This window comes from Muricoccus roseus (assembly GCF_900141905.1).
Lineage (GTDB): Bacteria > Pseudomonadota > Alphaproteobacteria > Acetobacterales > Acetobacteraceae > Roseomonas > Roseomonas rosea.
This window is the reverse complement of the sequence record NZ_FQZF01000024.1, coordinates 1-17,686: the sequence shown is the minus strand read 5'-3', so window position 1 is coordinate 17,686 and position 17,686 is coordinate 1. Positions and strand designations below refer to the sequence as shown.

Here is a 17,686-nt window from a genome sequence, read left to right as displayed (position 1 = left end):
CCGGGATGAGCGCCGCCACCGCCGCACCCCTGCTGAGGGCAGAGGGCCTCTCCGTCGCCTTCCAGGGCGCGCGGGGCTGGATGACGGCGGTGGAGGACATCTCCTTCGCGCTCTCCCCGGGCGAAACCCTCGCGCTGGTGGGCGAAAGCGGCAGCGGCAAGTCGGTCACGGCCATGGCCGTGGCACGGCTCCATGCCGGCGCGGCGGGCACGCGTGCGACGGGCCATCTGCGGTGGCGCGGCGCCGGGGGCGACGAGGCCGACCTCCTCGCCCTTCGGGGAGAGGCGCTGCGCCGCGTGCGCGGGCGGGAGATCGCGGTGGTCTTCCAGGATCCGGGCAGCGCGCTGGATCCGCTGTTCACCATCGGCGACCAGATCGCGGAGACCTTGCGCCACCTGCGTGGCCTCGGCCGGCGCGAGGCGGCGGAACAGGCGGTGGCGCTCCTCGACCTCGTCGGCATCCCTGATCCGCCGCGGCGCGCGGGGGAGTATCCGCACCAGCTCTCCGGCGGGATGCGCCAGCGGGCCGTGATCGCCCTGGCGCTGGCGGGCGAGCCGCGCCTGCTGATCGCCGACGAGCCCACCACGGCGCTGGATGTGACGATCCAGGCGCAGATCGTGGACCTGCTGCGCGACCTCCAGTCGCGGGAGGGGATGGCGATGATCTTCGTCAGCCACGATCTCGGCCTGGTCGCCGGCCTCGCGCACCGGATCTGCGTGCTCTATGCCGGGCAGGTGGTGGAGGAGGGTCCGGCGGCCGAGGTGCTTGCCGCGCCGCGCCACCCCTATACGCGCGCCCTGCTGGACTGCATTCCCTCGCTGGAGGGAGAGCCGCCGCGCGGCATTCCCGGGTTGATGCCCAATCCGCTCGCCCCGCCGCCCTATTGTCGCTTCGCCGAACGCTGCGCCATGGCCGTGCCCGCCTGCCGCGAGGGGCCGGTGCCGCTACTGGACGCGGCACCGGGCCGGCGCAGCCGCTGCATCCGCTGGGAGGAGGTGGCGTGAGCCCGCCCCTCGCCGAGGGCCGGGGCCTGGTGATGGAGTTCGGCGGGCCAGGCCTGCTGACCCCCGGCCGCCGCCCCGTGCGCGCCGTGGCGGGGGTGGACATCGCCATCCGGCGTGGCGAGGCGCTGGGGCTGGTCGGGGAGAGCGGCAGCGGGAAATCCACCATCGGCCGCATGCTGCTGCGCCTCGTCCGGCCGACGGCCGGGCAGGTGGTCTTCGACGGGCAGGACATCACGGGGGCCGACCGCGCCGCCCTGCGCCCGCTCCGGCGGCGGATGCAGATGGTGTTCCAGGACCCCTTCGGCAGCCTCAACCCGCGCATGGGGATCGGCCCGGCCGTGGCCGAGGGGATCGCCCTTCACCGCCTGGCCTCCGGATCCGCCGCGCGGGACCGCGCGGCATCCCTGCTGGAACGGGTCGGCCTCTCTCCCGGCCTCTACGACCGGCGCCCCGCCGCCCTTTCGGGCGGGCAGCGCCAGCGCGTCGCCATCGCGCGGGCCCTGGCGGTGGACCCGGATTTCGTCGTGGCGGACGAACCGGTCTCGGCGCTCGACGTGTCCGTGGGCGCCGAGATCCTCAACCTGCTGCGGGAACTGCGGCGGGAAAGGCAACTCGCCCTTCTCTTCGTGTCCCACGACCTCGGCGCGGTGCGCACGCTCTGCGACCGCGTGGCCGTGCTCTATCTCGGGCGGGTGATGGAGGAGGGGCCGGCCGCCGCCGTGCTGCGGGCGCCGAGCCATCCCTACACCCGGGCTCTGCTCTCCGCCTCCCCAGGGCGCCCGGGCGAGGCGCGTGGCCCACGCATCCTGCTGCGTGGCGAGATACCCAGCCCGGCGGCCCCGCCCTCCGGCTGTGTCTTCCGCACGCGCTGCCCCTATGCCCTGCCCGCCTGCGCGGAAACCGTGCCGGCGCTGCGCCCGCTCGACGCGACGCGACGCGCCGCCTGCATCCGGGACGACATCCTGGGGATGGAGGCGGCGGCGTGAGTGCGGGACGAATCCTCGTGGTGGGCGGGAGCGGCTTCGTGGGCAGCCGTCTGCTGCGCCTGGCCCGCTCCCGCGGCCTCGCCGTCGCCTCCTTCGGGCCGGGCGAAGCCGAAGGCGAGGATGGGGTGAGGCGCTTCGCGGGCCTGGCGGAGGCGCCGGGAGCGCTGCTCGCTGCCATGGAAGCCTTCGCGCCCGATGCCGTGGTCTGGGCTGCCGGCCACAACCCCTCGGGCGAAGGGCTTGCGCGCACGGCCCTCGCGGATCCGGCGCGGGCCGTGGGCGTGAATGCCGGCGGCTTCGCGGCCGTGCTGGGTGCCTGTGCCGAACTGGGCGTGCGGCGCGTGGTGCAATGCGGCTCCACCGTCGTCTACGGGCCGCCCGGGCTGTACGGGCCGGCCAGGGTGGATGAGGCGGCCGCGCCCGCGCCCCGCACCGCCTACGGGCTTTCGAAGCACATGGCCGAGCTGGCGGCGGATTGGGGGGCGGACGCGCTCGGCCTCTCCGTCACCACGCTGCGCCTGCCGCTCGTGCTGGGGCCGGGGCGCTGGTATGTCGGGGCGGCCTCGCTCTATGCGCGCCTGCTCCGCGCGGCCGCCCTGGGCGCCGACCTCGATACGGTGGTGCCGGCCGCGCCCTTCGATGCGCTGCATGGCGATGATGCCGCCGAGGCGTTGCTGCTTCTCGCCGGGATGCCGGATGCGCCGCGCCGCCTGAACATGGCCGGGCTGACCCTGACCTATACCGACCTGGCCGAAGCCCTGGCCACGCTGCGCCCGGGCCTGCGGCTCCTGGCCCGGCCGGAACCCCTGCCGCCCGACCTGCCCCTGGTCGATGACGCGCGGCTGCGCGCGCTGGGATGGGCGCCCCGGCGCGGGCTCGAGGCGATCCTGTCGGAAACGCTGCGCGAGATGATGGAGGAAACCGCATGACCCATGAGGAGCGGCTGGCCGCGCTGGGCCTTGCCCTGCCGCCCTTGCCGAAGCCCGCCTTCGACTATGTGCCGGCGGTGGTGGAGCGAGGGCTCGTCTGGGTCAGCGGGCAGCTGCCGCGCGATGCGGAGGGGAACCTGCCCGTGCTGGGCCGGCTGGGGGATGATGTTGACGTGGAGGCCGGGCGGCGCGCCGCGGCGCTCTGCGCCCTGCAGGGCCTTGCGGCCCTCCGCTCCGTCGCGGGTTCGCTCGATGCTGTGGCCAGGGTCGTGAAGGTCACGGGCTTCGTCGCCTCCGCCCCCGGCTTCGCCGAGCAGCCGCGCGTGATCGATGCCGCCTCCAACCTCATGGGGCAGGTCTTCGGCGAGGCGGGGCGCCACGCTCGCAGCGCCGTCGGGGTCGCCATGCTGCCGCGCAACGTGCCGGTCGAGATCGAATTCGTCTTCGCCCTCCGGGATGAGGGCTGAGGCAGGGGGAGAACGCCTACCGCCGTCCACGGACCAAACGTTCAGAGAGAGAGAGGGATCACCCGCGATGCCAGAACCGCGTATCGACCGCCGCTCCGCCCTGCTGGCCGGGGCTGGCCTGATGGGGGCGGGGCTGCTGCGCCCCGGCTCCGGCCTGCCCGGCTTTGGCCTGACCGGCTCCGGGGGTGCCGCCAGGGCCCAGGGAGCCCCACCCGCGGAGGCCGGCATCTACGGACCGGATGATCCGCAGGCGCGGCGGGGCGGTGTGCTCACCGTCGCCATCGCGAACGAGCCGCCGAATCTCGATCCCTTTCACCAGGCCGGCGATGCGCGCACCGCCATCACGGTGCTGATGTATCAGGGCCTGATGTACGAGGACGCCTCCGGCGTGGCGAAGCCGCTGCTGGCGGAATCGATGGCCGTCTCGGAGGATGGTCTCGCCTATACCTTCGCGCTTCGCCGCGGGGTGCGCTTCCATAACGGCCAGCCGATGACCGCGGCCGATGTGAAATACAGCTACGACTACGTGCGCGACCCGGCGAATGGCAGCCCAGGGGCCGCGGATTTCGGCGCCATCCGGGCCATCGAGACGCCGGACGACCACACCGTGGTCATCCGCCTGTCGGAGCCCAACGCCTCGCTTCCGATGACCCTGACCAACCGCTTCGGCTGCGTCATCCCGCGCGACACCTTCGCCAACTCCCAGGCGCGCTCGCGCCTCTCGCAGCAATCGGTCGGCACCGGGCCTTTCATGCTGCAGGAGTTCCGGCCGCAGAGCCATATCCGCATGGCGCGCTTCCCGAACTACTGGAGGCAGGGGCAGCCCTATCTTGATGGCGTGCTGTTCAGCGTGCAGCCGAACGCCGCGAGCGTTCTGGTGGCGCTGCGCAGCCGGCGGGTGGACCTCGCCCTGCTCGCCCGCCCGCAGGATGCGGAGCAGCTGCAGGGGCAGCCCGGCCTGTCCATCACCTCGGCCCTCTCCCTCCGCCAGTGCTCGCTGGACCTCGACTGCAACCATGCGCAGCTCAAGGATGTGCGGGTGCGCCAGGCGATCGCGCTGTCCATCGACAAAAAGGCGGTGATGCAGGCCGCGATTAGCGGCAAGGGCCAGGTGCTCGGCACCATCCCCGCCGCCATGCAGGAGAGCTGGGGCGCGCCGTTGGACAGCCTTCCGTATCAGAAGACCGACCCCGCCCGCGCCAAGGCGCTTCTGGCCGAGGCCGGGCTGGGAGACGGCTTCGCGCTGGACCTCGTCAGCATCATCGGCTTCGAATGGATGGATCCGGCGGCGGTCACCATCGCGCAGCAGCTCTCGGCTGTCGGCATCCGGCTGAACATCCAGCGGGTGGAGCTGGGCGTCTGGCTCAATGCCTTCCGCACCCGCAACATGCGCTTCACCTTCAACGACTGGGGCACCCAGCCGGATCCGCACAGCCTGTACTATCGTCACTTCCACAGTGCCCCACGCGGCGCCGATTTCCGGAACTGGAATAATGCCGAGGCGGATCGCCTGATGGATGCGGGCATGGCGAGCGCCGACCCGGCCGCCCGGAAGCAGGCCTATCTCGGCCTCCAGCGCGTGATGGACGAGACGGTGCCGACGATCATGCTCTACTCGCCGGATCTGGTGACGGTCTCGCAGCAGCGGGTCCGGAACTACGTCCAGCACCCGACGGGATGGTGGTTCGGCCTGGCGAAGGCCTGGATCGCGACCTGACGGGGCCATGATCGAAGCTCTCCTCCGCCGGATCGGCGCCGCGCTCATCACGGCCGTGCTCGCGACGGGCGTGGTGTTCCTGCTCATCCGCGCCGTGCCCGGCGACGCGATCGGCGAGATGCTCGGGCAGAGCGCGGGAGACCCGGCGGCGGAGGCGGCGCTGCGCGCCTTCTTCGGGCTCGACCAGCCGATCTGGTCGCAATACCTGCGTTGGGCGGGGGATGTGCTGCGGGGGGACCTCGGCACCTCCATGCGCCAGGGATTGCCGGTCTGGGGCATCGTCATGGATGCCTTCCTCGTCACCCTCCAGATCGGCCTCGTGACCCTCCTCCTCGCCGCCCTCGTCGGCGTCCCGCTGGGGCTGGCGGCGGGTGCGCGCCCCGGCGGGATGATGGACATGGTGGTGGAGAGCTTCACCCTGCTGAGCCTTTCATCGCCCGTCTTCTGGACGGGAATGGTGCTCCTCATCATGGCCGATGCCTGGATCGGCTGGGCGCCGCCCCTTGTCTACACGCCCCCGGAGATGTCGCTCGCGGATAATCTGGAGAGCATCCTGCTGCCGGTGCTCGCGCTGGGCTTCCTGCAGGCCGGCGCCTATGCGCAGTTCACCCGGCAGCAGACGGCAGCGCTGCTCCGGCAGGACTTCGTCCGCGCGGCCACGGCGCGCGGCCTGCCGGCGCGCGTGATCTTCGGCCGCCACGTGCTTCGAAACATCGCCATTCCGCTTCTTACCTATGCCGGGCTGATCCTCGTGCAGATCCTCGGCGGGGTGGTGGTGGTCGAGACGCTCTTCGCCATTCCTGGCCTGGGCCGTACCCTGCTCGCAGCCATCCAGGGGCGCGATTATCCGGTGCTGCAGGGCGCCCTGTTGTTCACCGTCGTCGTGGCGCTGCTGGTCAACCTGCTGGTCGACCTCGCCTATGCGTTGATCGACCCGCGGGTGCGGGGGGCATGATGCGGCGAGGGCGCATCGAATGGCTGCTCGGCGGCGGGCTGGTCCTCATCTTCCTGGCGATCAGCATCGCGCCGGGCCTCTTCGCCGGCTCGCCCGATGCGGTGGCGGTCACGCGCCGCCTGGAGGCGCCTTCGGCCGAGTTCTGGTTCGGCACGGACGAAACCGGCCGGGATGTCTACGCACGCGTGGTGCACGGGGCGGGCAGCACGCTGGGTATCGTCGCAAGCGCGATCATCCTGGCCAGCCTGCTAGGTGGCAGCCTGGGCGCGCTGGCAGGCTTCGCCGGGCGGTTGCCGGACCTTATCCTGTCGCGCGCCGCCGATGCGCTTCTCGCCTTCCCGCCCATCATCCTGGGTGTGGTGCTGGCCAGCACGCTCGGCACCGGGGCAGGGAATCTCGTCCTGGCGTTGGCGATCATCTACGCGCCGGTCTTCTTCCGCGTGGCGCGCGCGGCTGCCCTGGTGGAGGGGGGGCGCGCTTATGTCGAGGCGGCGCGCACGCTGGGCCATGGCGAATGGGCGGTGCTGACGCGGCATGTCGCCCGCAACGTGGCACCCGCCGTGGTGCTCCAATGCGTCATTCTCTTCCCCCTCGCGCTCCAGATCCAGGCGGCGCTCGGCTTTCTCGGCCTGGGCGTGCCCCCGCCGAGCCCGGATTGGGGAGCCAGCCTGCAGGAAAGCCGCAACTACCTCACTGTGGCGCCCTGGCTGGCCATCTATCCCGGCTTGGCCCTGCTGCTGGCCGCGCTCGCCACCTCGCTGCTCGGCCGGGCGCTGCAGGCAGGCGGGCGTTGACCTCTCCATTCAGGATTGCGCTGGGAACGTTACGAGCACCGGCCCCGGCATCCGATGCGCCGGCGGTGCATCTGGTGCGCTGTAAACCCAGTCTTCTCGATGCCAGTTTGGCGGTCGCGTGAGCTCCAGTGCGTTCGAAAGGTCGCTTTCATGCCTGATGCCCCCATCCTGAAGCGCGTGACTGGCCGAACGAAAGTCATGTTCATCTTGGGCGACCCTGTGGCGCACATCGTCGGGACGGCCGTACTGAACGAGGACTTTTTCCGGAACGGCGTGGACGCCAATGTCTCGCCGCTTCACGTCGCACCCCAAGACCTTGCCCTGGTGCTTCAGGCCATCAGGAGCATGCAGAATGTCGCGGGCTTCGGTGTGACGATTCCCCATAAAGTTCCCGTGTTGCAGTACCTCGACGGAACCACGCCGCGAGCTGGCAGCATTGGCGCGGTGAACTTCGTGCGCCGCGAAGCGAACGGAAGCCTGATCGGTGACAATGTCGACGGCGTTGGATTCGTGACGGGCCTGCGGCGGAACGGCATCGAGGTGGCAGGCCGGCGCGTGCTCCAGATCGGAGCCGGCGGAGCGGGGCGGGCCATCGCCTTTGCGCTGGCCGAGGCCGGCATCTCCCATCTCGCCATCTGCAACCGGACACAGGCGAAGAGCCTGGAGCTGGCTCGGGCGGTGGCCGCACGGCATCCCCGCTGCTTTGCCGCGCCTGCAGGACCGGAGGCCGCGGGTTACGACTTGGTGGTGAACACGACCTCGGTCGGCATGCATGAGGGGGATGAGCTGCCCGCGGACCTGTCCGGTCTCAGGCCAGGGGCCGTCGTTGCGGATGTGATCATGGCCCCGAAAACGACGGCGCTCCTGATGGCCGCGGCTGCGAAGGGCTGCCAGATCATCCGTGGCAAGGAGATGCTGCTGGATCAGCCGCGCCTCGTTCGGGAGTTTCTGTCGCTCTGAGGAGCGCAGGCCAGTCGCCTTGCGCCTCTTAGGCCGGAGGCCCTGCCGAGGATGGCTGGGGAGGAATGCGGCAGCGGCCGGTCTCCTCACCGAGACCGGCCGCGATCTGTTACTTGCTGGCGGAGAGACCGGCCGCTTGGAGGGTGGTCGCCCACTGCGCCGTTTCCTCGCGCAGCATCCGTCCAAACTCCTCCGGCGTGGAGGAGACGGCGACGGAGCCGAAGGAGGCCATGCGCTGCCGCACCGTCGCGTCCGCCGCCATCCGGGCGCAGAGCGCGGAGAGACGGCTGACGATATCCGGCGAGGTCGTGGCGGGAGCGAAGAGCCCGTTCCAGGATTCCGTGGCGAAGCCGGGCACGCCGGCCTCGGCGACGGTCGGTACCTCCGGCAGCTCCGCGCTGCGCCCCGGGGTGGTAACGCCGATGGGTATGATGGAGCCCGCCTTCACCTGAGGCAGCGCGTCCGACATGTTCGCGAAGACGAGATCCACCTCACCGGACAGCAGCGCTGCCACCGCGGGCGCACCGCCGCGATAGGGTACATGCGTCAGCTTTGCGCCGCTGCGGCTCTCGAAGAGCAGCGCTGAGACATGCATGAGACCACCGATCCCGCTGGACCCGTAGGTCAGGCTCTCCGGCTTTTCCTTGGCTCGGGCCACCACCGCCTGCACGCTGGTCAGGCCCAGATTCTTGCGGCCGACGAGGATGAGCGGATTCGTATTCAGCAGGCTGACCGGCGCCAGGTCCTTCAGCGGGTCGTAGGGCATCCGCTCGATCGCGGGTGAAATGGTGATCGAGCCGATGCTGCCGACAAGGAAGGTGTAGCCGTCCGGCGCCGATTTAGCGACGACGTCGCTGCCGATGATGCCGCCGGCCCCACCACGGTTCTCGACCACGATGGAACGGCCCAGCGCCTCCCCGAGATACTGCGCCGCAATCCGGCCGACCGAATCCGTGTTACCGCCGGGCGCGAAGGGCACGACGAAGCGGATCGGGCGGTCCGGCCAACTGGCGACGTTGCCCTGCGCGCGGACGATGGCCGGCAGCGCGAGGCCACCGGCAGCGAATATGATGGTACGTCTCTTCATCACGACTACTCCGCTTTCTGAATGCCGTGTGACGGGCCCGTCTTCGCGGGCCTTGCGGCTCCCGTAAGTGGTGCCGGGCTGTGCCCCACAGGCGCCTGGTTAGTCGTCCAGCCGGCGCGCCACCTCGTCCGGCTGCTTGCCGAAATGCGCCTCATCGAAGGACACATCGGCGAAGCTGATGCGCCGGAAGCGCTCGCGCTCCTCGAAGGGAACGGTTGCGTCGATACCGAGCTTGGCCCGGATCCCGCCCTTGCTGGCCCGAACATACTCGTGCCCGCGCGCGCCAGGGATCACCAGCAGGTCCTTCGACGCCTCGAAGCGCGTGGCCACCGCGTACTCCACGTCCAGCGGGTCGCGGATGTCGATGTCGTCGTCAACGACGATCACCTGGTCCAGGTCCTTCAGCGCTCCGAAGGCCGCGAGGATTGCGTTGCGCTGCAGCCCCTCGTGCTGCGGGGAGGATTTGCGCACCTGCACCACGGCGTGGAAGCGATGCATGCCACCTGCGGTCATCTCGGCATCGGTCACCACGGGCACGGCGGGTTGCACCGCCTTCAGCAGGCTCGCCTCCAGCACGTATTTCCGCAGCATCACGGTTTCGCGGCCATAGCCGTTGATGGCGTGGTAGATGGGCTTGCGGCGGTGGGTCACGCAGTCGATCACCATCACCGGTGCCTGGTCTGCCGGTGCGGGAAAGCCGACGAACTCGCCGAACGGGCCTTCCAGGACGGTCTCGTTCGTCAGAATGCGGCCCTCCAGCGCGATCTCGGACTCAGCGGGAACCAGAAGGTCCACCGAGACAGCCTGCGTCACGGGCAAGGCGCGTCCGGCCAGCCCGCCGGCGACCGCCAGCTCGTCCGCATCCTCCGGCATCTGCGAGCCCATGGTGGCGGCGGTGTAGTGAAGGGAGATGTCTGCGCCGAGAACGACGACGACCTCCAGGTCGCGCCCGTCCTCCTTCGCCCGCTCGAAGGCGAAGCGCAGGTGGCGGCCATAATCCAGCTTGATCGCGACCCGGTCCGGCCCCGCGATCATCAGGCGGTGGTAGGAGGCGTTGTAGACCCCCGTGCGCGGGTCCCGCACGATCACGATGCCGGCGGTGAAATAGCGACCGGCGTCGCCCGGCGCATGCGTCAGGGCAGGGAACATCATGCCGAGATCAATGCCCTCGCGGTGCACGACCTCCTGCACCGGTGCATGCCCGATGTTCTGTGGTGGAAGAGGATTGCCGAGCGCGCGGCCGACGAAACCACGGATCGAGCGGAAGTCAGCGCCGAAAGCCGCCTCGACGTTCTCCTTGCTCGAGAGAAGATTGCCGAGGACCGGCATGTCGTGACCGGTGGGCTGCGTGAAGAGGATGGCGGGGCCGCCATCGCGCCGCTTCATGATGCCCGCGATCTCCAGCATCGGGTCGGCTGGGGCATCATAGGTGTGGAGCCGGCCGGCCGCCGCCATGCGGCGCAGCGCAGAGCGGAAGCGGGTGTCGAGCACATCCGCGTTAGAAAGGGTCGGGTTCATGATGCGTCTCTCTCCTGCTCGTCTCGCGCTCAGCCTCGCCGGGCCTTGGGCGTTCCCTCCCACCGCCGGATGGCGCCCGCCTCGATCCCGAACAGGTCGAGCATCCGGCCGAGGGAATGGTCCACCATCTCGTCCAGCGAGGCTGGGCGGGCGTAGAAGGCCGGCACGGGTGGATAGAGGATGGCTCCCGCCTCGGTGGCGGCCGCCATGTTGCGAATATGGCCCAGATGCAGCGGCGTCTCGCGAAGCATGAGAACGAGCCGGCGGCGTTCCTTCAGCACCACGTCGGCGGAGCGGGAGAGGAGGTTGCTCGTTACGCCGGTGGCAATCTCGGCGAGCGTCTTCACCGAGCACGGCGCAACCACCATGCCAAGCGTGTGGAAGGAGCCGCTGGAACAGGCGGCGCCCAGATCGGCGTGGCTGTGGACTGTGTCCGCCATCGCCTCGACCTCGCTGACCTTGAAGGAGGTCTCGTGCGCGATCGTCACGCGCGCGGTGGGCGAGATGATGAGGTGCGACTGGATATCCGTTCCGCGCAGAAGCTGAAGCAGGCGGATGCCGTAGATGGCCCCTGAGGCGCCACTGATGCCGATGATGAGGCGCAGCGGGCGCCTCGGCGACGCCGATTCCAGCGATGACGCCTCGTTCATCCCGCCTCCCATCGCACGGCGCAGGCCGCAGTGCTAACAGATAACTAACTTAGCTATTTAAATGCCGCAAGGCAGGCGCCTCGACGACCGGGCCCCGTACCCCGGTAAGAGGTGCGCTCAGGGGTGCCGCAGGGCGCCCTCAGGGCGCTCCGGGGGTGAAGCAACGGCATTCCCGAATGGTCTTGAAGACGGGCGGACCGTCTTTCATATCGCCCTTCCGGCTCAAACTGACCTGGAGGATGCGCGTGAGTGAGGCGGTGGAGCGCCACGAGTTTGGCGCGGAGGTGGGGCGGCTGCTGGATTTGGTGGTCCACGCCCTGTACTCGGACCGGGAGATCTTCCTGCGCGAGCTGGTCGCGAACGCGGCCGACGCGGTGGACCGCCGCCGTTTCGAGGCATTGACCGGTGGCGCGCCCGGCGTCCCCGAGGGGGCGGCGGTCCGGATCGTTCCGGACAAGGAAGCCCGTACCCTTACCATCTCGGACCCCGGAATCGGGATGAGCAAGGCCGAGCTGACCGAGAATCTCGGAACCATCGCCCGTTCCGGCACCCGGGCCTTCACCCAATCCCTCGCGGAGACCGGGCCGGGCGACCGGCCGAGCCTCATCGGCCAGTTCGGCGTGGGCTTCTACGCCGCCTTCATGGTGGCCGAGCGGGTCGAGGTCACCTCCCGCCGCGCGGGTGCCGAGGAGGGCTGGACCTGGGCCTCCGAAGGCCGGGGCGACTACACCCTGGCCCCCGCCACCCGCGCCGAGGCCGGCACGGACATCGTCCTGCACATGAAGCCCGATGCCGAGGAGTTCCTGGAGCCGCTGCGCCTCCGGACGATCATCCGCAAATGGGCGGACCACATCACCGTTCCCATCACCGTCACGCAGGATGGCAAGGACGAGCCCGCCAATGAGGGCACCGCCCTGTGGCGCAAGCCGAAGGCCGAGGTGAGCGAGGAGAGCTACACCGAGTTCTACCGGCATCTCGGGCATGTCTTCGACAAGCCCTGGGCCACGCTGCACTGGCGGGCCGAGGGGACCGTGGACTTCTCCGCCCTTCTCTTCATCCCCGGGATGAAGCCGTTTCAGGTGGTCGAGGGCGAGCGAGAGAGCCGGGTGCGGCTCCATGTCCGCCGGATGTTCATCACCGACCAGGCGGAGCTCCTCCCGCCCTGGCTACGCTTCGTCCAGGGCGTGGTGGACACGGAAGACCTGCCCCTGAATGTCTCGCGCGAGATGCTGCAGGCCACGCCGGTGCTCGCCCGGATCCGGCGGGCGGTGACGAACCGGGTCCTCTCGGAACTGAAGGGGCGGGCCAAGAACGACGCGGGCTATGTCGGCTTCTGGGAGAATTTCGGCCCGATCCTCAAGGAGGGGCTCTGGGAGGATGCGGAGCACCGCAAGGACCTGGCCGGCCTGCTGCGTTTCCGCTCCTCCGCCGTGGAGGGCTGGACCTCGCTGGCCGACTATGTCGCCCGCATGAAGGAGGGGCAGGAGGCCATCTACGTGCTGGCCGGTGACTCGCCCGAGGCGCTGGCCAGGTCGCCGCAGCTGGAAGGCTTCCGCGCGCGTGGGGTCGAGGTGCTGCTCCTCTCCGACCAGATCGACGCCTTCTGGCCTGAGCGGCTGGACCGCTTCGAGGAGAAGCCGATCCGGAGCATCACCCAGGGTTCGGCCGACCTGTCGAAGCTCGCCCCCGTGGAGGAAGCGGCCGGCGGGGAGCCGGCGGATGTCTCCAGGCTGATCCCGCTCCTGAAGGACGCGCTGGGAGAGGAGGTGTCGGAGGTGCGCGCGACCGACCGCCTGGTCGAGAGCGCGGTCGTCCTCGCGGCCCCCGAGCATGGGCCGGACCTGCACATGCAGCGCCTGCTGCAGCGGGCCGGGCGGGGCTTCGGGGCGGAGCAGCCGGTGCTGGAGATCAATCCCCGCCATCCGCTCATCCGGAACCTGGCGGCCCGGGCGGAAGGCGATGCGGAGATGAAGGAGGCGGCCGGGCTGCTGCTCGACCTGGCGCGCGTTCAGGACGGAGCCAGCCCGCGCGATCCGGCGGCCTTCGCCCGGAGGATCACCGAGGCGCTGGCGGCCAGCATGCGCTGAGGGGCCGCGTCGGCCGCGGGCAGGGGGCGCCTTGGGGTCTCCCCGCCTTGCCCCGCGGCTCCCGCCCTTCCTGCTCCTGGGGGCTGCACCGCGCCCGACGATGCGGTCGCCGCCGCCCGATATGGGCGGTCGGGGCTGTGGGTTTCCCGGGCAGGGGCACTGAAACTGCCGCGGAGAGTGGCCGTTGCGCTCCCGACCGTGCTGGTGACCGTCACGCAAGCCCAGCAGCCAAGAGCATGAGGAGTGCGCCGATGCCCGATAAAGCGAAGTCGAAGCCGTCCGAGGGGAAGGCGTCAGGAGAGGTCGAGGGGACCAAGATCGCCAAGCCGGCCAAGGGCAACAAGCCGAATGCGCTGCAGCAGCCCCTGCAGCCCTCGGCGGAGCTGGGTGCCGTGGTGGGCGAGGAGAAGCTCGCCCGCGGCGAGGCGGTCAGCAAGGTCTGGGCCTATATCAAGGCCAACAAGCTGCAGAACCCGAAGGACGGGCGGGAAATCCTGGCCGACGACAAGCTGCGGAAGGTGTTCGGCAAGGACAAGGTGACGATGTTCGAGATGAACAAGCATCTGGCCCAGCACCTGAAATAGAACGGCTCGGGCACGCGGTCCGAGCCTGCGATCGGGAGCGCGACGGCCAGGTTCGGCCCGCGCGCCCACGCGACCAAGCCGGCTTCCAGGCTCTTCCGGCCCGCCTGCCTCTCATGCCGGGCCGAGGACAGGCCCCGTACCGCCTGCGGAGCGGCGCCCCGCCGGGCGGAGACCATGGGCCGCCATGGCTGTCTGCCCGGAGGAGGCATTTCCCGCGCGGGAGTGCGTCAGCCGCCCCTCCGTCCCGCCAGCACCCGGTCTACCATCTGCGGCGCGAGGCCGAGATAGTTTGCAGGGTCGCAACGGCGCTCCACCCCTTCTCGCCCACCCAACGCGTCCACGACCTCTGGCACCTCCATCAGGGCCTCGGCGAGCGTTCGGCCAGAGGTGATCGCGGCACGGCAGGCGTCGTAAACCACGTCATGCGCGTGCTGGCGGCCGAGCCGGGGGGCGGCCGCCATCATCACCGCCTCCGCCACGATCAGCCCGCCGGTCATGTCGAGATTCGCGCGCATCCGCGCCGCATCGACCGTCAGACCCGACAGCATGAACTTGGCCTGGTGGAGGCAGCCCGCCGTCAGGATGAAGCTCTCCGGCACCGCCAGCCATTCCAGGTGCCATGGCCCGGTCGCGCGCTCGAAGTCATGCACCATCCCGTCCAGCATCAGCGCGACCTGCTGGCGCACCGCCTTGGCCGTCGCCAGCATGATCTCCGACGAGATGGGGTTGCGCTTCTGTGGCATGGTGGAGGACGCGCCGCGGCCCTTGACGAAGGGTTCCATCACCTCGCCGCCGAACTCGCTCGACATCATCAGCATCACATCGGTCGCGATCTTGGCCATGCTGCCGGTGACAAGGCCGAGCAGGCTGACGGCCTCGGCGATGCCGTCGCGCGCCACATGCCAGGTCACGGGGGGCTGGTTCAGGCCCAGCTCGGCACAGAAGGCCTCCTGCACCTGGAACCCGTCCTCCCCCAGCGAGGCCAGGGTGCCGGCCGCGCCGGCGAACTGGCCGAGCAACACGCGGGGGCGGAGCTGCGCCAGCCGCTCCGCATGCCGGTCGAGGCCTGACAGCCACACGGCGCATTTGTAGCCGAAGGTCACCGGCAACGCCTGCTGCAGATGGGTGCGCCCGGCCATCGGTGTGTCGCGGTAGCGGGCCGCCAGTTCCGCGAGGATGCCGCGGAGCGCCTCGACATCGGCCGCCACGAGGTCGAGCGCGGCGCGGATCTGGAGCACGTTCCCCGTGTCCATGATGTCCTGCGTCGTCGCGCCCCAATGGACGTAGCGCCCGGCCTCTCCCGCGGCCTCGCTCAGCTGGTGCACCAGGGGCAGGATGGGGTAGCCGACATTCTCCGTTTCCTGGCGAAGCCGTTCCCAATCGAGCTGAAGACTCTGGGCGGCGCCGGCGATCGCCTCCGCGGCGGCGGCCGGAATGACGCCGCAGCGGGCCTCCGCGCGCGCCAGGGCGACCTCGGCTTCGAGGTAGCGGCCGACCAGCGCCTCATCGGAAAAGACGGCGCGCATCGCGGGCGTGCCGAACATGTCGCGGAACAAGGCGGAATCGAGAGCGGTACTCGGCATGCAAGTCTCCTCAGGAGCCCGGCGGGACGGGCGTCCGGGCCTTCAAACTTCATCGGCAGGGAACTGGGGAGCCTATTCCGGGCTCACCCCGGCCTCGGCCATCACGCCGCGCCACCGCTCCACCTCGGAGACGAGGAAGGCGCGGGCACCGGCCAGATCGGTCGCCGGCATGGGCACGTTGCCCAGCTCCGCCAGCTTCGCGACGAAGGCGGGATTCGCGAGCGCCTTCCGCGTTTCGTCATGCAGCCGCTCCACGATCGGCTGCGGGGTGCCGGCGGGCGCGAACAGCATGTTCCAGGTGGACATGCGGAAGTTGGCCAGTTCCGGGATGCCGCTCTCCCGCACCGTCGGGAGGTCCGGCAGGAAGGGAACGCGCTCGGCCGAGGTCACGGCCAGGGGCCGCACCATGCCGCCGCGGATGCTTCCCAGCGCGGTGGTCGAGGTATCGTTCACCAGGGCAACGGTGCCGGCCAGCAGATCCGTCATGGCGGGCGCGACGCCGCGGTAGACGATGTGGTTCATGCGCGTCTTCGTCAGGGAGAGGATCTGCACGGTCGAGACATGGGCCGCGGACCCGTTGCCCGCCGAACCGTAGTCGTAGTGGTCCGGCTTCTCCCGCAATGCCGCTATGAGGTCCTTGAGAGTCCGGAAGGGCGAGTTCGCGCCGACCAGGAGGATGACCGGCCCCTCCATCAGGGTGGAGACGGGAACGAAGTCGCCCAGCGTGTCATAGGGCAGGCGGCGGTAGAGCGACGGGTTGATGGAGTGGGAAAGGTTGTTGAACAGCAGCGTGTAGCCATCCCTGGGCGCCTTCGCGACCACATCGGCGCCGATGGTGGAACCCGCGCCGGTGCGGTTCTCCACCAGCACGCGGCCGTTGAGCTGCCCGCTCAATTGCTCGGCGAAGACCCGGCCAAGCGTGTCGGTCGGGCCACCCGCGGCGAAGGGCAGGATCAGCCGGATGGGCTTGTCCGGGTAGCCCGCACCCTGCGCCTGGGCCCTTGAGGAGAGCAGGGCTGGCATGGCGCCCGAGAACAGGGCCGCGGAGAGGAGCGAGCGACGGAGTGGCATGGCGGAGGTTTCCAGAAAAGTTCGTATGATTTAATTGGTACGGACCTTAACAGGCGCCGTGCCGCGCTTGTCAACCCTGTCCTGGGCCCTAGCCTCGCCATCCATGTCCCTCGCGAACGCCCATCCATCCCCGCGCTACGTCACCCTCGCCCGGGAGATCGCCGACGAGATCGCGCGGGGTGTGCATCCGGAGGGCGCCCGGCTACGGACCGAGATCGAGCTTTCGGCGGAACGGGGCGTGAGCCGGGCGACGGTGCGCGCGGCCCTGCGCCGGCTGGAGGAGCTCGGCCTCGTCTCACGCCGCCGTCGGTCCGGCACGCATGTGACCGCCGGAGCGCCACGGCGGCAGCGAAGCTATGCGCAGTCGCTGGCGGGGATCGATGACCTTCTGCAATACGCCGCAGAGACCGAGCGACGGATCATCGGGGTGGAGCCGATCGTGGCGGATGACAGCCTTGCGGCGCGGCTTTCCGTGCGTCCGGGCAGTCGGTGGCTCCACGTCTCAGGTCTCAGGGTGCCCCCGGGTGGAAGCGGCCTGCCATTGTGCTGGACCGACAGCTATGCCGATGCGGAGGCCGCGCCTCGTGACCTGGAGCGGCGCCTGCAGGACGGATCCTTCCGCGGGCTGATCGCGACGCTCCTGGCCGAGCGGGTGGGGCGGCCGATCGAGGAGGTCACCCAGGAGATTCGCGCCGCCGGTATTCCGGAGGGTGCGGTGGCGCAGGCCCTTCAGGCAGAGCCGGGTGGGCATGCGCTGGAAATCACGCGCCGCTACATCGACCCCTCCGGCGCCCCGCTCGCGGTGACGATCAGCCTGCATCCGGCGGAGCGCTTCTCCTACACCACCCGGCTCCGTCGGATGCGCGCAGCGGAAACGCCTTCCACCGAGGGCTGAGGCCGCACGGGGCGCCACCACACCGCCTCTCGCATCGGAATGCGTGAACCGAAGCGACCGTCACGCCGCGCGGATCTCGGCGAGGAAGCGGTCCACCCGTCCGCGGAGCTGCTCGGATTGCTGGGCGAGCTCGGCGGAGGCGGCACGGAGCTGGTCCGCCGCCGCCCCGGTGCGCTCGGCGCCCTCGGTCACCCCCGCCGTGTGGCGCGAGACCTCCTGCGTGCCGGACGCCGCCTCGGAGACGGCCCGCCCGATCTCGCGCGTCGCCGCCGTCTGCTCCTCGGCGGCCGCCGCCACCTGGGCGGTGATGCTGTTCATCTCCTCGATCGTGCGCACGATCCCCCCGATCGCCTGCACCGCCCGCGCCGTCTCGCCCTGCATGGCCGAGATCTGGGCGCC

The 17,686-nt window shown here is 70.3% G+C and carries 17 protein-coding genes; 11 read left to right on the top strand and 6 right to left on the bottom strand.

What is annotated here, in order from left to right; translation table 11 throughout:
• Positions 1 to 5: 5 nt before the first annotated feature.
• The 8 genes from BUB97_RS18165 to BUB97_RS18130 all read left to right on the top strand — a co-directional run bounded on the left by BUB97_RS18165 (position 6) and on the right by BUB97_RS18130 (position 7,812).
• Positions 6 to 1,004, top strand: a complete 999-nt coding sequence (locus BUB97_RS18165) for an ABC transporter ATP-binding protein (RefSeq protein ID WP_073137361.1) — start codon at positions 6 to 8, stop codon at positions 1,002 to 1,004.
• On the top strand, positions 1,001 to 1,990 hold the full coding sequence (locus BUB97_RS18160; protein WP_073137359.1) for an ABC transporter ATP-binding protein: 990 nt from the start codon (positions 1,001 to 1,003) through the stop codon (positions 1,988 to 1,990). The genes BUB97_RS18165 and BUB97_RS18160 overlap by 4 nt, the downstream gene beginning before the upstream one ends.
• Positions 1,987 to 2,919 (top strand): NAD-dependent epimerase/dehydratase family protein, encoded by a 933-nt coding sequence (locus BUB97_RS18155; RefSeq protein WP_073137357.1) that lies wholly within the window; start codon positions 1,987 to 1,989, stop codon positions 2,917 to 2,919. The genes BUB97_RS18160 and BUB97_RS18155 overlap by 4 nt, the downstream gene beginning before the upstream one ends.
• Entirely contained in the window at positions 2,916 to 3,386 is a 471-nt protein-coding gene (locus BUB97_RS18150) for a RidA family protein (RefSeq protein ID WP_073137355.1), read from the top strand. The genes BUB97_RS18155 and BUB97_RS18150 overlap by 4 nt, the downstream gene beginning before the upstream one ends.
• Before the next feature lie 67 nt (positions 3,387 to 3,453).
• Entirely contained in the window at positions 3,454 to 5,103 is a 1,650-nt protein-coding gene (locus tag BUB97_RS18145; RefSeq protein ID WP_245818357.1) for an ABC transporter substrate-binding protein, read from the top strand.
• Positions 5,104 to 5,110: 7 nt separating this feature from the next.
• Positions 5,111 to 6,058: an ABC transporter permease gene (locus tag BUB97_RS18140; protein ID WP_073137353.1), complete on the top strand. Its 948-nt coding sequence runs from the start codon at positions 5,111 to 5,113 to the stop codon at positions 6,056 to 6,058.
• Positions 6,055 to 6,852, top strand: coding sequence for an ABC transporter permease (locus BUB97_RS18135; protein ID WP_073137351.1), 798 nt, complete (start codon positions 6,055 to 6,057; stop codon positions 6,850 to 6,852). The genes BUB97_RS18140 and BUB97_RS18135 overlap by 4 nt, the downstream gene beginning before the upstream one ends.
• Positions 6,853 to 7,002: 150 nt before the next feature.
• Positions 7,003 to 7,812: a shikimate dehydrogenase family protein gene (locus BUB97_RS18130; RefSeq protein ID WP_073137349.1), complete on the top strand. Its 810-nt coding sequence runs from the start codon at positions 7,003 to 7,005 to the stop codon at positions 7,810 to 7,812.
• A gap of 109 nt (positions 7,813 to 7,921) precedes the next feature.
• Here the strand turns inward: BUB97_RS18130 and BUB97_RS18125 are convergent, their stop codons facing one another.
• The 3 genes from BUB97_RS18125 to BUB97_RS18115 form a co-directional block, all read right to left on the bottom strand.
• Positions 7,922 to 8,899 carry a Bug family tripartite tricarboxylate transporter substrate binding protein gene (locus tag BUB97_RS18125; protein WP_073137347.1) on the bottom strand — a complete coding sequence of 326 codons (978 nt, stop codon included), beginning with the start codon at positions 8,897 to 8,899 and terminating at the stop codon, positions 7,922 to 7,924.
• 99 nt (positions 8,900 to 8,998) lie between these two features.
• A complete protein-coding gene (locus BUB97_RS18120; protein WP_073137345.1) occupies positions 8,999 to 10,417 on the bottom strand; it encodes a UbiD family decarboxylase in 1,419 nt (472 codons plus the stop codon).
• Between the two features lie 29 nt (positions 10,418 to 10,446).
• Entirely contained in the window at positions 10,447 to 11,067 is a 621-nt protein-coding gene (locus BUB97_RS18115; RefSeq protein WP_073137343.1) for a UbiX family flavin prenyltransferase, read from the bottom strand.
• Positions 11,068 to 11,306: 239 nt separating this feature from the next.
• Between BUB97_RS18115 and htpG the strand changes: the two genes are divergently transcribed.
• Together htpG and BUB97_RS18105 are read left to right on the top strand one after the other, a co-directional pair.
• Entirely contained in the window at positions 11,307 to 13,154 is a 1,848-nt protein-coding gene (gene htpG, locus BUB97_RS18110; protein ID WP_217659704.1) for a molecular chaperone HtpG, read from the top strand.
• A 251-nt stretch (positions 13,155 to 13,405) separates the two neighbouring features.
• The gene (locus BUB97_RS18105; RefSeq protein ID WP_073137341.1) at positions 13,406 to 13,738 is read left to right on the top strand and encodes an SWIB/MDM2 domain-containing protein; all 333 of its coding nucleotides are present in this window, start codon (positions 13,406 to 13,408) and stop codon (positions 13,736 to 13,738) included.
• A 227-nt stretch (positions 13,739 to 13,965) separates the two neighbouring features.
• Here BUB97_RS18105 and pcaB read toward each other — a convergent pair whose 3' ends face one another.
• Together pcaB and BUB97_RS18095 are read right to left on the bottom strand one after the other, a co-directional pair.
• Positions 13,966 to 15,321 carry a 3-carboxy-cis,cis-muconate cycloisomerase gene (pcaB, locus tag BUB97_RS18100; RefSeq protein ID WP_073137339.1) on the bottom strand — a complete coding sequence of 452 codons (1,356 nt, stop codon included), beginning with the start codon at positions 15,319 to 15,321 and terminating at the stop codon, positions 13,966 to 13,968.
• Positions 15,322 to 15,393: 72 nt separating this feature from the next.
• Positions 15,394 to 16,392 (bottom strand): Bug family tripartite tricarboxylate transporter substrate binding protein, encoded by a 999-nt coding sequence (locus BUB97_RS18095; protein WP_073137337.1) that lies wholly within the window; start codon positions 16,390 to 16,392, stop codon positions 15,394 to 15,396.
• 103 nt (positions 16,393 to 16,495) lie between these two features.
• Between BUB97_RS18095 and BUB97_RS18090 the strand changes: the two genes are divergently transcribed.
• The gene (locus tag BUB97_RS18090; RefSeq protein ID WP_073137335.1) at positions 16,496 to 17,287 is read left to right on the top strand and encodes a GntR family transcriptional regulator; all 792 of its coding nucleotides are present in this window, start codon (positions 16,496 to 16,498) and stop codon (positions 17,285 to 17,287) included.
• A 60-nt stretch (positions 17,288 to 17,347) separates the two neighbouring features.
• On the opposite strand, the gene BUB97_RS26315 is transcribed toward BUB97_RS18090, so the two are convergent.
• A partial coding sequence (locus tag BUB97_RS26315; RefSeq protein ID WP_456306340.1) for a hypothetical protein occupies positions 17,348 to 17,686 on the bottom strand: 339 nt, incomplete at its 5' end.